The sequence below is a fragment of the [Clostridium] aerotolerans DSM 5434 genome, assembly GCF_000687555.1.
Lineage (GTDB): Bacteria > Bacillota > Clostridia > Lachnospirales > Lachnospiraceae > Lacrimispora > Lacrimispora aerotolerans.
Genome location: NZ_JHWJ01000011.1, coordinates 12479 through 30361, shown reverse-complemented (window position 1 = coordinate 30361; position 17883 = coordinate 12479). Strand labels below are relative to the sequence as shown.

General features: G+C 43.1%; 19 protein-coding genes. 14 read left to right on the top strand and 5 right to left on the bottom strand.

Annotated elements, in window-relative coordinates; genetic code table 11:
* The gene (locus T546_RS0114705; RefSeq protein WP_026892266.1) at positions 1-687 is read right to left on the bottom strand and encodes a response regulator transcription factor; all 687 of its coding nucleotides are present in this window, start codon (positions 685-687) and stop codon (positions 1-3) included.
* 10 nt (positions 688-697) lie between these two features.
* Positions 698-1936, bottom strand: a complete 1239-nt coding sequence (locus T546_RS0114700; protein ID WP_026892265.1) for a hypothetical protein — start codon at positions 1934-1936, stop codon at positions 698-700.
* 329 nt (positions 1937-2265) lie between these two features.
* On the opposite strand from T546_RS0114700, the gene T546_RS0114695 reads away from it, so the two are divergent.
* A complete protein-coding gene (locus tag T546_RS0114695) occupies positions 2266-4179 on the top strand; it encodes a BglG family transcription antiterminator (protein ID WP_026892264.1) in 1914 nt (637 codons plus the stop codon).
* 1 nt (position 4180) lies between these two features.
* Here the strand turns inward: T546_RS0114695 and T546_RS0114690 are convergent, their stop codons facing one another.
* On the bottom strand, positions 4181-5650 hold the full coding sequence (locus T546_RS0114690) for a family 1 glycosylhydrolase (protein WP_026892263.1): 1470 nt from the start codon (positions 5648-5650) through the stop codon (positions 4181-4183).
* A gap of 28 nt (positions 5651-5678) precedes the next feature.
* On the opposite strand from T546_RS0114690, the gene T546_RS25575 reads away from it, so the two are divergent.
* The 13 genes from T546_RS25575 to T546_RS0114630 all read left to right on the top strand — a co-directional run bounded on the left by T546_RS25575 (position 5679) and on the right by T546_RS0114630 (position 15563).
* Positions 5679-5984, top strand: coding sequence for a hypothetical protein (locus T546_RS25575; RefSeq protein WP_166429823.1), 306 nt, complete (start codon positions 5679-5681; stop codon positions 5982-5984).
* A complete protein-coding gene (locus T546_RS0114685) occupies positions 5908-7218 on the top strand; it encodes a PTS sugar transporter subunit IIC (RefSeq protein ID WP_026892262.1) in 1311 nt (436 codons plus the stop codon). The genes T546_RS25575 and T546_RS0114685 overlap by 77 nt, the downstream gene beginning before the upstream one ends.
* A 29-nt stretch (positions 7219-7247) precedes the next feature.
* Complete coding sequence (locus tag T546_RS0114680; RefSeq protein ID WP_156951346.1) at positions 7248-7433, top strand: hypothetical protein; 186 nt, start codon at positions 7248-7250, stop codon at positions 7431-7433.
* Between the two features lie 19 nt (positions 7434-7452).
* On the top strand, positions 7453-7761 hold the full coding sequence (locus T546_RS0114675) for a PTS lactose/cellobiose transporter subunit IIA (protein ID WP_026892260.1): 309 nt from the start codon (positions 7453-7455) through the stop codon (positions 7759-7761).
* Positions 7762-7778: 17 nt separating this feature from the next.
* Positions 7779-8081 carry a PTS sugar transporter subunit IIB gene (locus T546_RS0114670; RefSeq protein WP_026892259.1) on the top strand — a complete coding sequence of 101 codons (303 nt, stop codon included), beginning with the start codon at positions 7779-7781 and terminating at the stop codon, positions 8079-8081.
* A 33-nt stretch (positions 8082-8114) separates the two neighbouring features.
* Complete coding sequence (locus tag T546_RS0114665) at positions 8115-9044, top strand: AEC family transporter (RefSeq protein WP_026892258.1); 930 nt, start codon at positions 8115-8117, stop codon at positions 9042-9044.
* Positions 9045-9054: 10 nt separating this feature from the next.
* The gene (locus T546_RS0114660; RefSeq protein ID WP_026892257.1) at positions 9055-9261 is read left to right on the top strand and encodes a hypothetical protein; all 207 of its coding nucleotides are present in this window, start codon (positions 9055-9057) and stop codon (positions 9259-9261) included.
* Positions 9262-9481: 220 nt separating this feature from the next.
* Positions 9482-10948, top strand: coding sequence for a sensor domain-containing diguanylate cyclase (locus tag T546_RS0114655; RefSeq protein WP_084326431.1), 1467 nt, complete (start codon positions 9482-9484; stop codon positions 10946-10948).
* A gap of 47 nt (positions 10949-10995) precedes the next feature.
* Positions 10996-11547, top strand: a complete 552-nt coding sequence (locus T546_RS0114650) for a GNAT family N-acetyltransferase (RefSeq protein WP_026892255.1) — start codon at positions 10996-10998, stop codon at positions 11545-11547.
* Between the two features lie 16 nt (positions 11548-11563).
* Positions 11564-12730: a GGDEF domain-containing protein gene (locus tag T546_RS0114645; RefSeq protein ID WP_026892254.1), complete on the top strand. Its 1167-nt coding sequence runs from the start codon at positions 11564-11566 to the stop codon at positions 12728-12730.
* A 195-nt stretch (positions 12731-12925) separates the two neighbouring features.
* On the top strand, positions 12926-13501 hold the full coding sequence (locus T546_RS0114640; protein WP_026892253.1) for an ArsR/SmtB family transcription factor: 576 nt from the start codon (positions 12926-12928) through the stop codon (positions 13499-13501).
* Positions 13494-14711, top strand: a complete 1218-nt coding sequence (locus T546_RS0114635; RefSeq protein WP_026892252.1) for an MFS transporter — start codon at positions 13494-13496, stop codon at positions 14709-14711. Before T546_RS0114640 ends, T546_RS0114635 begins: the two co-directional genes overlap by 8 nt.
* A gap of 87 nt (positions 14712-14798) precedes the next feature.
* On the top strand, positions 14799-15563 hold the full coding sequence (locus T546_RS0114630) for a DODA-type extradiol aromatic ring-opening family dioxygenase (protein WP_026892251.1): 765 nt from the start codon (positions 14799-14801) through the stop codon (positions 15561-15563).
* A gap of 83 nt (positions 15564-15646) precedes the next feature.
* On the opposite strand, the gene T546_RS0114625 is transcribed toward T546_RS0114630, so the two are convergent.
* The gene (locus tag T546_RS0114625; RefSeq protein ID WP_034599456.1) at positions 15647-16306 is read right to left on the bottom strand and encodes a LysE family translocator; all 660 of its coding nucleotides are present in this window, start codon (positions 16304-16306) and stop codon (positions 15647-15649) included.
* Between the two features lie 92 nt (positions 16307-16398).
* Positions 16399-17529 (bottom strand): tyrosine-type recombinase/integrase, encoded by a 1131-nt coding sequence (locus T546_RS0114620; RefSeq protein ID WP_026892249.1) that lies wholly within the window; start codon positions 17527-17529, stop codon positions 16399-16401.
* Between the last annotated feature and the right edge of the window lie 354 nt (positions 17530-17883).

Sequence of the window (17883 nt, the reverse complement as noted above, 5' to 3'; positions counted from 1 at the left end):
TTACTCCTTCCACAAATATCCGTAGCCCCATTCCGTACATAAATACCTGGGGTTTTTCGGGTCCGGTTCTATCTTTCTGCGGATTCTCCGTATGTTTACATCCACCACCTTGGGGTCACCCAAATAGTTGGTGCCCCAGACCTGGTCGAGAATCTCATCTCTGGTAAATCCTTTGTTTTTATTGGAGATTAAAAACTGCAAAAGACAGGCTTCGGTAGGTGTAATCCTGATTTCAGTTCCTGAATGAGTTAACTTATTCCGAAGGCTGTCAAGAGAAAAGGAGCCGGAAACCATGACCCCGGATGTCTCTTTTTCCAACCCATGGGATAAGCGCCGTAAGAGAGAAAGAATCCTTGCCTCCAGCTCGCTCATCTGAAAGGGCTTTGTCAGGTAATCATCGGCGCCCAGAAGCAGCCCCTTCACCTTATCTTCATCCTGGGAGCGGGCGGTGAGCATGATAATTCCTGCGGTGGGATTTAGACTTCTCATCTCGTCACAGACAGTAAAGCCATCTATGCCAGGAAGCATAATGTCTAAGATCACCACATGAATGGTCTGGTCCTGAAATAGAACCAGGGCATCTTCCCCGGTTTCTGCTTCAAAGACCTGATATCCTTTTTTTCTTAGATTCAGGCAGACAAAGCTGCGAATGGACAGCTCATCCTCCACCACCAGTATTGTTTTCATATATTTAACCTCAGTTTAATTCTTCCTCCATCAGATGGAATGCACTTGCTGGTATTTTTGTTTCTGTCTTTGATTCTGTATAGAAGGCGGTATCCTTTGTGCTGCCAAGTAAAATAGCGCCAGCAGGAACTGCTTCCTTTGAAGCCCATTTTACTTCGAATAACAAGGCATCTCCCTGGGTGGAAAGAAGTTCCACTCCGTTCTCCAGTCGTTTTACCGTTACTCCCTCATAAAGTTCCTTGGGGAAGGAAATATAAAAATGCTGTCCGTAATCCGCATACCGTTCTTCCACCACCTGAAAGCTTCCGTCAAGCTTATAGTCCTGATACGTATAAATAAAGGGAATCTCAGCCATGGCAGCGTCCTCATAGCCCTTTGGAATGTACATTCCTCCAACCTCTATAATACCATCCCCGTTCAAGTCCCTGCTGTAAAGAGGATACGGCTTTAAAAGTACGCTGTCGGAAGAATCTCCTACCTTTGAAAGAGTTCCGTTGTTGTAAACAATGATTTCTGTCAGCATGGAATGGGCACCAAGGCCGCTGTCTGCAAACAGAGCTTTTTTTCCGTCTGCTAACGTTCCAAATGCTGCATGCTCGAACATGCCCTGAGGGTCTAAATCAATCTGAGAGATCAAGGTAAGTTCACCAGCTTTATAAGAATACAGTCCAACTGCCCTTGTTTCATCCTGCTTTTTCGTTATAGCCATAAGATCAGGAAGCTTATCGTCAGTATAATCCTCAATGGAAAGGGCGTCGTAGCTTAATTCTCCAGCCTTTTTAAGCCCATCCTTTTCAAGCTTATAGATTACAAGCTGGTTGTCGTGCCCTGATTCTGAGATGGCCCCGCCAACGATAGCTTCCTTCGCTCCATCTCCGTCAAGATCAATAAGCTCAAAGGTATCAAAGCCTAAGAGTCCTGTTTCAATGTCCTCTTTTTTCTGCCAGTTGTCCTTATCCTTTGTAAGGTAGAGAAGATGGGCCTGACGGTTGTCTGATGGATTCCGGTATAAAAGAAACGCCTCTTTATTTTCACCGCCTGCCTGTGCATTCAGATAGATGCTCTGTTTTTTTCCTGCTTTTTGCGGAACTAAAAGCTCTGAGCCGGAAGGAAGAAATCCTCCAACAGAAGCCGCGTCATCCTTTGGCTGATTCTTTGTGGTATTTGGGTTTTCTGCTTTGCCGCAGCCCGTAAGGAGAACGGCTCCGGTCAGCAAAAGAGGAATAAGCTTTTTAACATTATGTTTCATATCACTGCTCCTTTTCATTTACTTTCATTTGTAGCTTGCTTCTTACGTAGTATAGCTCATGGACAGGCTTAAGGGGTTACAAAAAAGTTACAGCAACCAAATGGAAAAGTTTACCACTATGAAAATGGAAAAAAGATTCATTTAGTTGCTATTTAAACTATGTTATTATGTGAATATGCATAAAAATAATAATATTTAAATAAAAAATAAGTAAGAAATAAACAAAAAACTTGGGCGATTTATGGGTGATCCATCCGATTATAATATACCCTGTCCCAAGATACCACTAAAAAGCGCAAGCTGGCATGAATCGATAGGAGTGAACATATATGGATAGGCGAAAGAGACAGATCCTTGATATTTTGTCAGACAAAGAATACGTTACCGCACAGAATCTTGCACAGCAGATTCATGTGGGAACGAAGACCATAAGAAACTTATTAAAGGAAATGAACCGTGAGATGGAAGCTTGTGGTGGTGCCATTCTTTCTAAGTATGGGGTTGGCTATTATTTAAATATTACCGATAAAGAAAAGTTTGAATCGTTTCAAAAGAAATTATACTCCCGCCTTTCCGATGAATATCTGCCTGGAACCTCGGAAGAACGGATTCAGTATCTATTGGAGTATTTATTTAACAGCCCCTCCTATGTAAAGCTTGATGAGTTAAGCGAAAGCCTGTTTATTTCAAAACGTACCTTAACCGCAGATTTAAAAGAAGTGGAACAGTACATCAACCAGTTTAATATCAAAGTGATTCGAAAGCCCAATTACGGAATTAAGCTGGAAGGAGGAGAATTCGATGCCAGGCTGTGCATTGCTTCCTTTTCCGGAAAACGGCTTCATAAAGGGAATCAAAGCATGGACGAAATTGCAGCCTGTGTATCCTCCGTCTTAAAGAGCAATGATTTTACCATTACCGGCGCCTCCTATCAAAACCTGGTGGTACATCTTTATATTGCCATCAGCCGTATCATGGAATGCCATTATGTGCCTCTGCCAAAGGAGTATATGGAGCAAAAGGATGACAGTCTGGAATACCAGATAGCAACGGAGATTGCAAAGAGCCTTCAGACCACCTTTCATATTACATTTCCAGAGACAGAGATTTTTTATATTGCCATCCATCTGGCAGGAAAGAAAATTATTTATCCAAGAGATGAGGCAGAACAAAATATGATCATCACTCAGGAAATCAATGATCTGGTAACTGCCATGCTGGAACGGGTCTATGATCTGTTTAAATTTGATTTCCGAAATGACTTGGAGCTTCGTATGATATTGTGCCAGCATCTGGTCCCCTTAAGCGTCCGAATCAAATACGATATGAACTTAAAAAATCCCCTCCTTCGTGATGTGAAGGAGAAATTCTGCCTTTCCTACACCATGGCAAGCAATGGGGTCACAGTCATCAATGAACACTTTCATGTGCTTTTATCCGAGGATGAAATCGCATATTTTGCCTTTGCCTTTGCTCTTGCCCTGGAGAGAAAGAAGTCTGAGATTCAGAAGAAAAATATACTCCTTGTCTGTTCCTCTGGCCGGGGAAGCGCAAAATTACTCCAGTACAAATACCAGAGTTACTTTAAGGATTACATAAACAACATTACAGCCTGTGACCTTGGCAGTCTGTATAAATTGGATTTTGCAGATTATGATTATATCTTTACCACGGTTCCCATTACGGTTCCGGTTCCGCTTCCCATCCTGGAGGTTCAGTATTTCCTCGACGATAACGACATCGTCAATGTGAAAAAGGTCCTTCGCTCGGAAAAGACCTCTTCTGTGATGAATTACTATGAGAAAGAGATGTTTCTCCCTCATCTGAAATTACGGACAAAGGAAGAGGTGCTTCGCTGCATGTGTCATTTTGTCATGGAGAAAAAGAATCTGCCCCAGGAATTTTATGAATCGGTCTTAAAGCGAGAGAGGCTTGCAAAGACGGCCTTTGGCAATATGGTTGCCATGCCCCACGTTTATAAGGCCATCAGCCAGGAGACCTTTGTCTGTGTTGGTATCCTTGATGAGCCTGTGGACTGGGGAGGACAAAAGGTGCGGGCTGTGTTTCTGGTATCCATCGCCAATAAGGACCATACCAGCGTTGAGCTGCAGCGTTTCTACCAGATGACTGCCGCATTTTTACTAAGCCAGAAGGAGATTCAGGAACTGGTTAAAAAGCAGGATTATGATGCCTTTATAGAGGCAATGACATGGATAGAAAAACAGCTCCCGAAGGAGCTGTAATCTATTCCTCATATAAGCTTAATCCATTGGTCTCAATGACCTTCTTATACCAGTAAAAGGACTTTTTCTTAAGCCGTTCATAAGTGCCCTTTCCATAGTCGTCGCAGTCCACATAGATGAAGCCGTAGCGCTTTGACATCTGCTTGGTGGATTCGGAAACAAGATCAATGCAGCCCCAGGAGGTATATCCAAGACATTCAACTCCGTCGATTTGGATTGCTTCCGAGACTGCCTTTAGGTGCTCTCTAAAGTAATCAATCCGGTAGGTGTCATCTATGGTGCCGTCCTCCTTTATTACGTCCGCTGCACCCAGACCGTTTTCTACAATAAACAGAGGCTTCCGGTAACGGTCATAAAGGTCTACCATGGAGATGCGAAGCCCAGTCGGATCAATCTGCCAGCCCCAGTCGGAAGCCTTCAAATAGGGGTTTTTAATGGCGTTGATGGTGTTTCCAGGGGTCAGGCTAAGCGCACTGGTATCCTCAGCAGAGCAGGAAGAATTATAGTAGGAAAAGGATACGAAATCAACGGGATAAGCCTTCATGATCTCATCGTCCCCCATTTCCTTGCGGATATGAATGCCCTCATTCTGAAACCGGGAAAGGAGGTAGGCCGGGTATTCTCCAAATACCTGGGTATCGCTGTAGCAGTAAGTGCCTCTCATGGTCTGCTGTGCCTTTAAGACATCCTCAGGCTTGCAGGTATAAGGGTAATAGGTGAGCTTCGTCAGCATACATCCAACGAGAGAGTTTGGTATGGTCTCATGGCAGATTTTTGTTGCATAGGCGGAAGCCACGAACTGGTGATGCATGGCCTGGAAGATGACCTCCTCAAAATTCTGTCCGGGAAAGCGGTCCTCAATTAAGGCACCGGTGGTAAATGGGTGGCGGATCATGGAATCCACCTCATTAAAGGTGAGCCAGTATCTTACCTTATCCTTATAGCGGGTGCAGATGGTTTTAACGAACCGGATAAAGAATCCCACCGTCTCCCTGGAGTACCAGCCCTTGTAATTTAAGATCAGGTTGATGGGCGGCTCATAATGGGACATGGTGACCAGAGGCTCGATGCCATACCTTAAAAGCTCGTCAAAGACATTGTCATAGAACTTAAGTCCCTCTTCATTGGGCGTTAAATCATCCCCATTTGGAAAGATTCTGGACCATGCGATGGACATTCGGTAAACCTTAAATCCCATCTCGGCAAACAGCTTGATATCCTCTTTATAGTGATGATAGAAATCAGAGCCATGGCGCTTGGGATAGGATACCGTATCCTCGCTTTTCAGTGCTTCTTCGATATCCTTAGAAGTGACGGTGTTATGGGCCTTATAATTGGTAACGTCTGTTCCAAAATGAACTTTCGCGCAGTCGGAAACAGAGATTCCCTTTCCCCCTTCTAGGTATCCGCCCTCCACCTGATTGGCTGCGGTCGCCCCTCCCCAGAGAAAACCAGCTGGAAATGCTTTTATTTGCTTCATAAATACCCCTCCTCTTAAAATGATTTTAATAAAGATAAACCCATTATATCAGAGCCTTAAAACAATCTCCAAGCACAGTTTTTCCACTTTCCTGGTGGTGTTCCTTTCCCAGAAAAAGGAAGCAAAAGTTGCCATTATGAAAATGGAAAAAGACCACATGGAGTTTCGTGTTACAGTATGCTACCATGTGATTACAAATAAAGAACCGGTTACGATTACCGCCAAAAGCGGTGGATATGGAGGAAGAGATGAAAGAAAAGATTATGAACGGTCTGCTTTCGGCAGCAGGAGTCATGCAGACACAACGTCATCTGGCAGCCATTAAGAATGCATTTATGAGCCTGCTGCCAATCATTATCATTGGCTCATTCTGTACCCTGTTTTCCAATGTCATCTGCAGTACCACCCCAGGCTTTTTAAGCCTAGCCAATGTTCCGGGACTTGGCTTTTTAGGAAAGCTCAATCCCATGTTCGTGGCTGCCAACTATGGAACCATGAACTTTATTGCCATTGGCTGTGTAATCCTCATTGCCATGGAGCTTGGAGAGTATTACGGGATTAAGGATAAGGCACTTCCCGTAGTGGCACTTGGCGCTTATATTTCTCTCTGTGCCTTCAGCGCATCTGGTAAGGCTGTAGATGGAAGTGAGGTGGTGGTGGCCAATGTACTGGCCAGAATGTACACCAATGCCCAGGGCTTATTCGTAGGCATGTTTGCTTCCGTGGGAGCCACAGAAGTTTACTGCAGACTGGTTAAAAGCGGTAAGTTCGAGATCCATATGCCGGACAGCGTTCCTTCCAATGTGGCCCGCTCCTTTACCATTTTGTTTCCGTCCCTGATTACCATTCTTATTGTTTCAGGAATCGGCATGGTATTTGAGATGGTAACAGGCATGTCTCTTTTTAACGCCATCATTGCATTTATCCAAAGACCATTGTCCAATATCCTCACAAGCTTTCCCGGATACATAACCCTTATCTTTATTACAACTTTACTATGGACCTTTGGAATTCATGGAACCCAGGTAACAAAAGCAGTGTACGAACCCATTCTGTTAGCAGCCTTTGCAGAAAATGAAGCAGCCTACGCCGCCGGTGCTCCCATACCCAATATCATCAATACCCCGTTCATGTCCTGTTTTTCAACGGTTACGGGAGCTGGCATCACAGGCGGCCTGATCATTGCCATTATGATCTTCTCAAAACGGGACGATTTTAAGGCAATTGCAAAGCTTGCCATACCATGTGCCCTGTTTAACATCAATGAGCCAATCATCTTCGGTCTTCCGGTGGTCATGAACCCCATTATGGCAATTCCCTTTATGATTGCCCCGGCAGTATCCGCGACCTTTGCCTATCTCATGACCAATCTTGGCTTTGCAGGCAGAATGGTCGTCAATGCCCCCTGGACCACACCTCCGGGACTTATGGCATTCCTTTGTTCGGGAGGCAACATTGGAGCGGCAGTAACCCAGATTCTTTGTATCCTCCTTGCCTTTGTCGTATACATTCCATTTGTGCTTGCATCCAACCGGCAGAGGATTGAAACCGAAGAATAAAAAGAATACAATATGAGCATGAGGTGATTGTGATGGAAGAAGTCTTTACCAGAGAAAGGATTAAAACGTATTTCTGGCTTATCTTTGTTCCCCCCTTTGGATTATACCGTGTCTTAAGCAGAAAGTCAGAATTCCGGAGATCGGAACAATGGGTTTGGACCATGATTGTTTTAATTACCCTTGTTACCTACGTGAAACTCATAATCACAGGTTAAGAGAGAGAGGCTCGTTGATATGGATATGGAAATGATTGTGATGAAGCTTGTAGTCAGTGCGGGAAATGCCAGAAGCACTGCCATTGAAGGGCTTCGTGCTGCAAAAAACGGAGAGTTTAAACTGGCAGAGGCGCGATTAGAGGAAGCGGATAAATTAATCCTGGAAGCTCATGAGATTCAGACGGAGATGATTCAGAATGAACTGAATGGTAAAAAGGTGGAAGTCGGTCTTTTAATGGTTCATGCCCAGGATCATCTGATGAATGCCATGACGGTCATGGATCTCTGTAAGGAAATGATTGATATCTTAAAAATAAATATGAAGTAATAGAAAGGAAGTCATTTATGAGAAACATTGTACTATTTTGTGCGGCAGGAATGTCAACCAGTCTTCTGGTAAATAAGATGAAAGAGGCAGCAGCAAAAGATAATTATGAATGTATCATCAATGCATATGCTCTTGCAAGCACCAGAGAAAAAGGCTCTGATGCAGATATTATATTATTAGGGCCTCAGGTCCGCTTTAGTAAATCAAAGGTGGAAAAGGACTGCCCCGGTAAGATCATTGAATGCATCGATATGCAGGCTTACGGCACCATGAATGGAGCAAAGGTCATTGCACAGGTGAAAAAGGCATTGGGAGACTGAGAAAGGAAAGTCAGGGGCACAGGTTAAACGCATATGGATCTGGCATTGTTAACAGCAAAGAAAATTGTGGAGATGTTTTTCATCCTGCTGATTGGAGCAGGTGCTTTAAAGGCAGGGGCGGCAGACAGCACCACTGGAAGTCGTATGACCTCCGTACTCTTATATGTTGTGTCTCCCTGTGTGATTCTTATGTCATATCAGATGGAGTTTGATAAACTTAAGCTGATGGGACTTCTTATCACCGCCGGCCTGTCTCTGGCAAGCTTTTTAGGGGCCATTGCCATATCTAAGCTGGTGGTCCCGGCCAGAACGGGGGCGGATATGGCTGTAGAGAGAATGTCAATTGTTTATTCCAACTGCGGGTTCATCGGCATTCCCCTGATTCATGGGCTTTTAGGCTCAGAGGGCGTATTTTATATGACCTCATATATAACCGTGTTCAACCTGTTTGTATGGTCCCATGGAATCATATTAATGAAGGGAAAGTCAGAGAATATAAAGGCTGCGGTCAAGAATTTTATTCAGCCCTCCAATGCTGCAATTTTAATTGGCCTGCTTTTTTACATAACAGGAATCCGGTTTCCAACTGTAATTTCAGCTCCACTGGAGATGATCGGGAACATGAATACGCCCATGGCAATGCTGATATCCGGTATGAATCTGGCAGAAAGTGATCTGATATCCTCTTTAAAAATGCCAAGGACGTATCTCTTAAGTGCAGCCAGACTGATTTTCGTCCCCCTTGTGACCTTAGGAATTCTCCTTCTTTTCCATGGAGACCGTTTGATCGCCATTACGGTTCTTGCAGCCGCGGCCTGCCCCAGCGGGGCCATGGGAACCATGTTCGCTCTGCAGTATCATAAGAACAGCCAGTATGCTTCAAAGCTGCTTACCATTACCACATGCCTGTCCCTGTTTACCATCCCGGTCATTATGCTGGCCGCAGGCAGAATCTTTTCGTAAAGGAGATATTATGATTGTGATCAATACACCACTTCGGGCAGAGCTGTTTCAACAGGCAGCAGAAGACGAGGGCCTTGTTTTTGTTAAAAAAACCGGTATGAAGCTTCTGTTTGAGAATCCTCACGGTGAGGATGGAAAGATGGCGGAATTGTTAAAGAAAAAATGTAAGGGAAAAAAAGAGCTGGCGGCAATTTACTTTCAGGTCCTTCCCTTATAGCAGGATAAAAGAGGGCTGATTGCCCTCTTTTTATTTTCAGTATAATTTTACCATATAAAATAAGACAATTTTTCGTCCATGTGTTATACTATCCCTATTCGATCCCGTTTGGATTTTATTTTTTTAGATATTCGATTAAATCAATGGGAAGGGGGAATTTGTTATTCGGCGTAAATATGCAATATTTTTAACCATAATCAGCAGTATTATCTGTACGGTTATGGTATGTTTTTATTTGTTTTCCATTGATAAGATCGGTCAGATCTATCTCGGAAGTTCAAGGGATGTGATCTGCAGCATAAAAAAGGATTTTTTAAAGGATACAGTCAATAACCTTGTTACTGAAATCGACTTGAAACGGACTGCCAAGTCCAAAAACGTGGAAAAGTACGTTGCAAGGACCTTTGATATCATCGACGTGAAGATGGATATTACAGATGAGGAATTTCATGACTTTTTCATCCATTTCTTTCAAAATAATCCGGATTATAAAAATGTTATGGTGGTATTGTGGGATGGCTCGGCTCAGAAAGCCGTTTATGATCCTTACGGTCTTTCTCATGAGACCTGGGTGGACACGGTTTATAACAATGCAGGGACCTTTACCGCATATCGGGTAGCCATGCATGGAAAATACCGCTACTTTTTAGGGGTTACCAAGGAGTACACAGAATCTTTGGTAAAAACAGATATTTTAAGCACCATCCGCGGAGTACAGTTTGCTGGAAACTCCTTTATCCGTGTCAATGAAATTATGAATGACAAGGGTGGGGAAAACTATGCTGTGTGCAGAATCTATCCCGATATGCCGGAGCTTGAGGGAAGTTACTTATCCACGGATACCCCTGATAGCAAAGGTGATTATCCAAACAAGAAAGAACTGGATGGAATCAATAAGAAAGGGGAGATTTTTTACAGCTATTACGTGGAACGGAGGAATAGTAAAGAAGCTGCTAAAACACTGGTCTATTCCAAGCGGTATCAGAACTATAATTGGGTTATCAGCATGGGGATTTACCTTGATGACCTAAATCCTTATTTAAATCAGATTGACCGGGAGAGCAACCAGATGGTATCAAGGCTTACCTATGCGCTGGTGCTTTTATTTGCCCTCATACTGGCTGTCAGCCTAAGCTCTATTTCTCTCATTGAAAATCTGTATCACAGGAATTCCAGAAAGCAGATGGAATCAGAGATGAATCTGGATTCCTTAACTGGTGCAGCCACTCGAAGGAATGGAGTAAAGGAACTGACAAGAGCCTTTCATAAATTCAAGCAAATGGGAACAGGCCCTGGCATTATGATGTGTGACCTGGACCATTTTAAGAGCATTAATGACAAGTACGGCCATTCCGCCGGAGATCGGGTACTTTCCTTGTTCGTGTCGGAAATGAAGTTGTTTTTAAGAAGCTCAGATATGGTGATCCGCTGGGGCGGGGACGAATTTGTCTTTCTTCTCCAGGGCTTAAGGGAAGAGGCAGCCATGGATTTTTGCCGGAAATTCATTCTTAAGGTATCTGAATTAAGGATAGGAGATATCAAAGAAGAGCTGTCCATTACAGTCTCTGTCGGCATCACCTTTTTTAAGGATACGGATGAGGATTATGCGCAGGCAGTCAACCGGGCAGACGAAGGGCTTTATCAGTCAAAGGGAAAAGGACGCAACAGTGCCAGCGTCATACTATAAACATTAGAAACAGACCGGAAATATCACCGGCCGGAAAGAGGAAGAGTATGAAACTAGAAAAACAGGAATATTGTATCAAAGGATTAAAATATACCATCCGTTCCGCCGAAGAATCCGATGCAGCGGTGTTAGCAAAGCTTAGGGTTTTAATTGATGGAGAAACGGAACATATGGACCGGGAAGCAGGGGAAGGTCTTCTGGATGAAAATGATTTTAAGCAGCTCATTATGGAGGATACCAGAGAGAACAATCATTTGTTTCTGGTAGCTCTTGTCAATGAAACTCCCATAGGGTTTTCCAGATGCGTAGGAAGTCCGCTTAAGCGAATGGCTCATAAGGCGATGTTTGGTGTCTGTGTACAGAAAAAATACTGGGGACACCAGATCGGAAGAAACCTTCTTTCCCGTTCTATGAACTGGGCAGACGCAAGTGGGATAAAAAAAGTGGAGCTGGGCGTGTTAGAGACCAACCGGAGAGGAATTCTCCTGTATATGGATCATGGGTTTAAGGTAGAAGGAGTATTAAGACAGGATAAGCTTCTATCAGACGGACATTATTATGACACCATAATCATGGGCAGAATTCCTTCCTTAAAATAAATTAAGGAATAATCTTATGGAAAAAGAAGATTTGAATACCGTCCATCTGGCGGAGATGGAAAGGGAGCATGCTCAGATTTACAAAAACTGGCTTATTCTGCATTATAAGATCACCATTGGAGTGGTTATATTTGCTCTCCTGGTAGAATGCATGATGAGCCTATTATTTCTGAATTCTGATGTGATCACCATCCCTCTAGGGCGGTACTTTTTTAAGTATATCATCGTGCCCAGTGGATTAAACGTTATATGCGTTTTTCTGGAATTCATGGCACTGAAAATGGATTTTTTGTCTCTGGATCAGAAGATTTATCTGGTATCACTGACCTTTGTGTTTATCTGCTTTGTTATATTCTGTGTTCACAGTGCCCTGACATCCACCTACTACATATTCACCGGAGCAGTAATGCTGACCATCATTTATGCCAATTACCGCCTGACCACCATCACAGCCTTTCTAAGCATCGTCTCCATCGTTGTTTCAGAGCTGGTGGTAAAATGGGATGGAGATAAGCCCTATGTCCTTGATAATATGATGTTATTTGGAGATTTTCTTGTTTCCATCATCGTTTTATTCGCATTTTCTGCCGCATGTATGGTAGTGATTCGCTTTGAACGAAAGAAAAACAAGGCTATCCTGAAAAAGGATATTGAACGGTATGAGCTGAGACAAAGTCTGCAAAAGGATGAGCTGACGGGAATCTTTAACCGAAAGGCGCTTCAGGAAGCTCTTTATAACATGGAAACACAGGAAAGCCACAAAAAATGGGTGCTGGCAACGGTTGATATCGATCATTTTAAAGGAATCAATGACAACTGGGGCCATTCCATGGGAGACCAGTGCTTACGGGAATTTGCCAGGATACTAAAGGAAAATGAAGGGAAGTACATACCTTTTCGCTATGGAGGAGATGAATTTTGCCTTTTATTTCCGGATTCAGTGGTGGAAGAAGCCGTGGCTTTGTGCCAACGGATTCGAAAGCAGGTGGAATCCGTTCGATTTGAGGAGGGCCCAAAGCTTCACTTAACAGCCAGCTTCGGTCTGGCAGTTTACTCTTCCAACATAGATGCAACCCGTTTGTTCGTCCACTCGGATCATGCTCTATATGAAGCAAAAAAATGCAGAAATGCTATCTTTGTCTACGATGAAACAGGGATGGCGACCAAGCCAATGAGGAGATGATCCTGTTGGCTTTTTTTATTGTAGTTTGTCACTAACGTGACAGTACTTAAGCGCTAAAATCTGGCGAACCGGACACCTTTAGCAATCATAAATAAAGCCTGGGATCAGGAGTAGAGAATTATTTACATTTACATTGACATTACATATTATGTAATGTTATAATTCGTGTAATGAAAAAACGAAAGGATAACAGGTATGGAAAAAATCATTTTATCTACGAAAAAAGAATTGGAAATCTATATGAATCCAGTAAGGCAGCAGCTACTCCGTATTCTGGAATTATCAAAAGAGCCCATGACACCGAAGATGCTCTCTGACAAGATGGGAATTTCTGCCTCCAGTATCCAGCATCATATAGGAAAGCTCATGTCCTTAGGACTTTTAGAGCTTGACCATACCAGACAAATTAACGGGATTACAGCAAAGTTTTATAAATCAGCCTATGCAATGGTACAAATTGGGCTTGAACATAATGACCAGTGGACTTCTCAAAGAGAGGTTTTTCTACAGGAAAAGGTGGCACAGGCTTATGAAGGCTTCATTTCACATAAGAGAAAAGTCTTAGACAGTAACCAGGAAGTGCGCCCGGAAATGGTTCACCAGTTTGGAGACATCATAACAGGAGTGATGCACCTTACAGAGGAAGAATCCAAAGAACTTTTCCAGATGATTTCCCAATATTTAAAAGCTCATGATAAACCATCTGAGGAGAAGTCTCCCTGGGAGTACGCGTTGATTCTATACCAGGCGAAGGAGGAACTGGATGAATAAGACCCAGCAGTCGGTCATTTTTATCAACTATTTCTCCATGGGGATTTTAATGCCTGTACTGAACCTTATTTTACTGGAGAGGGGAGCAGATTTAAAGACACTTCCCCTATTAATCGGCCTTTACGCCCTGTCAGCTCTGGTTTTTGAGCTTCCAAGCGGAATCTGTGGGGATTTGTTGGGAAGAAAGACTGCTTTTTTATTATCTGCAGTCATGAAATTATTTTCACTTACCCTATTAATTGCGGCTGATGATATCACCCTTTTAATTCCTTGTGTTATCCTTAACGGTATGAGCCGTGCTTTTTCCTCTGGAAGCCTTGATGCTCTGTTCATTGAGCAGGCAGTGGAAACTCATGGGCAGGAGTGTATTCCAACGGTTTCCTCCCGTTTGTCCATCCTGGAGGCAGCAGGATTTGCAGCAGGCAGTATATTAGGGGGATTTATCTCCTATGTGGGAGGGACAGAGGGAGTAATTCTGGTCCAGGGAGGCCTTACCATTGCTGTATTTATGTTATGTGCAGCTGGTATAAGGGAAAAGAAGGAAAAGAAGGAGAGAAAAGAAAACGAAAAAAGAGTATCTCTTGGGGCTCATTTAAGAATGGGAAAGGAAGCTGTCATATCCTCCGGAGGTTTAAAATACGTTCTTTTAGGCATGTTCTTTACCGGACTTTTGATCTCGTCCATTGAGACCTACTGGCAGCCTGTATATTTGGAGGTATCTGTTCTGAAAAATGCGACTTGGACACTGGGGCTGGTATCATTTATGGGATTCTTCCTGTCTGCCATGGGGAATGCAGCCAGCGAAAAGCTGCTCATTAAGTACCCCTTTGGTCAGTGGAAAATATATGGAATCTGCAGGCTGAGTTTTAGTCTTATTCTGGTGATTCTGTCCTTACAGACCAACACTCCGGGGTTTCTTCTGGGGTATGCAGGATTTTACCTTTTTCATGGTATGGGAAATGTAGCAGAGAACACGCTCATCAACCAGTATACTCCCAATCATATCAGGGCAAGCATATTATCCTTAAGCTCCTTTGTGTTCCAGCTGGGGTGTTTATCCGCTTCCCTGGCAAGCAGCTTTTTGGCAGCCAGAATCCCTATTCAGGGCATCTGGAAGTTATCTGGTAACTTATGTTTTGTATTCCTAATTATTCTGCTTGTCCAGGTGGCTAAAAGAAATAAAACGATAATTGACCCAAAAACTCCATAATGTGGTTGAAATATAAGCGAAATCCTGATATAAATAAAGTACAACACATCAGATGTGCTGGATGATATGGATGAAAGGAGATTGCTTATGATACATCCAATGTTTTTATGCCATGGTGCGCCAGACCTCGTACTGGAGGATAATGAATATATTAGATTATTAAGAGAGCTTGGGAAAAGCTTAAAGCCAAAGGCAGTTGTGCTGTTTACGGCACACTGGGAAACAGAGGTCACAGCCATTTCATCGGTGGAAGGAACCTATGATATGATTTATGACTTTTACGGATTCCCAGCAGAGCTTTACCGCATAAAATATCCGGCAAAAGGCTCTCCTCAGCTGGCAGAAAAGGTAAAGAATCTTTTAAAAGAGAATCAGATAGAATCCAATCTGGACCATACCAGGGGAATAGATCATGGAACATGGTCCTTACTTTACATCATGTTCCCAGAGGCAGATATTCCGGTGGTTCAGGTCTCGATTAACCCATTCCGCTCCAAAGAGGAGCAGCTTAAAATTGGAGAGGCCCTAAAGCCTCTGGCAGAAGAGGACATATTAATCCTTGGAAGCGGTTCTACGGTACACAATCTGGGCGCTTTGTATGGAAATGCCACAAAGCCGGTAGCCTGGGCGGTAGAGTTTGATGACTGGATGATAAAAAAGGTGGAAGAGTTGAATTACAAAGATCTTATTCAGTATCAGTCCCTGGCTCCTAATGCCAGATTGGCTGTTCCAAGAGAGGAACATATTATGCCTCTTTTTACAGCAATGGGAAGCGGCGGAGATAGAACTCCAAAGCTTTTGCACCGAAGCTATGCCTACGGAACCTTTACTTATCTTGGTTTTGAGTTCTGATTATAAAATAAAAAAGATGGACTGCGAGAATATGCGGTCCATCTTTTTTCGTAATAGGAAATCACCTCAGCCTGTTTATTTATCTAAGCCATTTCCTCTACCTCTCTGGCATTGTCCTTTTTCACAAGCAGTTTTATCCCAAACCCAATTAATACAAAGCCTACGACCGCGTTCAGCACTTGTATCAGAACAGCAGGTAAAAATCCGCTTGCTATACTTCCAATAAAAGAGACACCTGTTAAAAATCCTATGGTGGCTAAGACACAGCCAGCAGCAAAGAAGAAAAGCTGTTCTTTCTTCCAGTTGTTCTCAATCATCTGAGTGGAGAACATACCGCTCCAGAAAATAATGGTAAGAGGATTAGAGGCGGTCAGAACCAGCCCCTTCATAAACAGGCTTCCCCCTGTAACGTCAGGGAATAAAGCGATGTCTGGCAGGAGATTACGATGAAAGGCACCAAAAATCGTATTTACTCCAAAGAAAACCAGGACAATACACCCTATGAGCTTAACTGTTTTTTGAACGCCAGGCCGATTCATGACAGCAGCAGCTCCCACGCAGGAAAGTGCGATGTATAACGCGTCAACCAGTGCAATGGCAAACACTACAGACAGGCCCTTAAAAAATCCGTAGGCCGTGGCTGTCTGAAAGACGATCAGGCACATGGGGCCAACGGCAAATTGTAGTAGTAATCCAAATCGGAACCCTTTTAAAATCACAATGCTGAAATTCTTACCCTTCATAATGTTCCAGACATCCTTTCATTTTGGGTAATTCTACCAGATTGCTTCAGTTAAGTAAAGCATTTTCCCCCAATCCCTTGGAAAATAAAGTGTTACAATAAAGGCTGATTTTTTGCATTGAACTCATAAAGGTCGTTGAATTTTTCAATGGCTGCTTTTTTCTGTTCCATCAGAGAATGGGCATAGATATTTAAGGTGATGGAAACACTGGAATGCCCCAGCAGCTCACTGATGGTCTTAATATCAACCCCAAGCTCTAAGGCACGGGTAGCAAAGGTGTGACGGATGGCATGGAACTTCCGGTCTGTGACCCCTGCCTGATTTAAGATTCTTTTATAAAGCTTTTGGAAACGGCGGGGGTCATAAGGCTGTTGATTTCCAGAATAAATATAATCCTCCTCATCAAATTTGCCCCTTTTTTCTTTCAGACGCTGTAATAAAAAATCGGGAAGAGGGATTTTCCTTAATGATTTACGGCTTTTTGGAGAACCTACAAATAGCATGGTCTTTTCTTCTCCATCTTCCAGGTTGCGAACTCTGGAAACAGTCCGGTTTATTGACAGAGTGCCGGATTCTAAATCCAGGTCCTTCCATTTGAGGGCACATAGTTCACCCAGACGGATTCCGGTATAAAAGCACATGACTATGCCAATGGCTCGTTTATCCTCATGATGAAGGGCGGCCTGCTCAATGAGGCGCTGATCCTTCATGGAAAACACTTCCACCTCTTTTTCCCCTCCCTTTGGCGGCTTGATCTGTTCCAGGATGGCAATATACTCCGGGGAGCCTTTTAGAATTTCTCTTAAAGCAATTTTAAGGATCGCCAGAATCTTTCTCCGGGATGAATCTGCAAGATCTGTTTCCTCTTTTATCAGCTTGGTAAAGCGAAGGACAGATTCTTCTGTGATCCTGGAATACCTGTTATTTTCATAAAATGGAATTATGTATTTGTTCATACAGCGGTAATAGCTGTCATAGGTAGATGGCTTCACCCTTTGAGCCGTATCCTCTAACCATGCTTCCAATAAACCGGCTGCATCTTTTGCGGGGGTAGCGTCCTGTTTCTTTTTGGACTTTTTAGCTTCAGGAGATAGTTTCATTTTTTCTTTCACGCCCTTATAGCTGGAATCGTAAAAATACTGATATTTTCCATCTTTTTTTAACAGCCGTCCTTCCCATCTGCCATCCTTACGCTTATAAATATTTTCACCTCGTCTTGGCATGGTAAAACTCCTTTGCTTATAATCATCCATTATAAGGTGTTTGTGGTGGAAGGACATAATCCAAATATTACCACATTTTTTAGATTGGGATCTTAAGGTTGACATTTGATAGCAGGTGGTCTACACTTAATATGAAATACTATGAAAAAAAGGAGTGAAGACATGGACAGTTGCCCTCGAAGTCAGATGTACGGCTTCAAGCCCCAATATGAATATAAAACCCAATATATGGAAGTTATGACCGGGAAGATGTCCTATGTCTTTTGATACATAAGGGCTTTATTTTCCTGTTGATTTCTGCCGTCTGTTGGGACGGCTATTTTTATGCCTTTTTTTATTTTCATTGGGGACTCT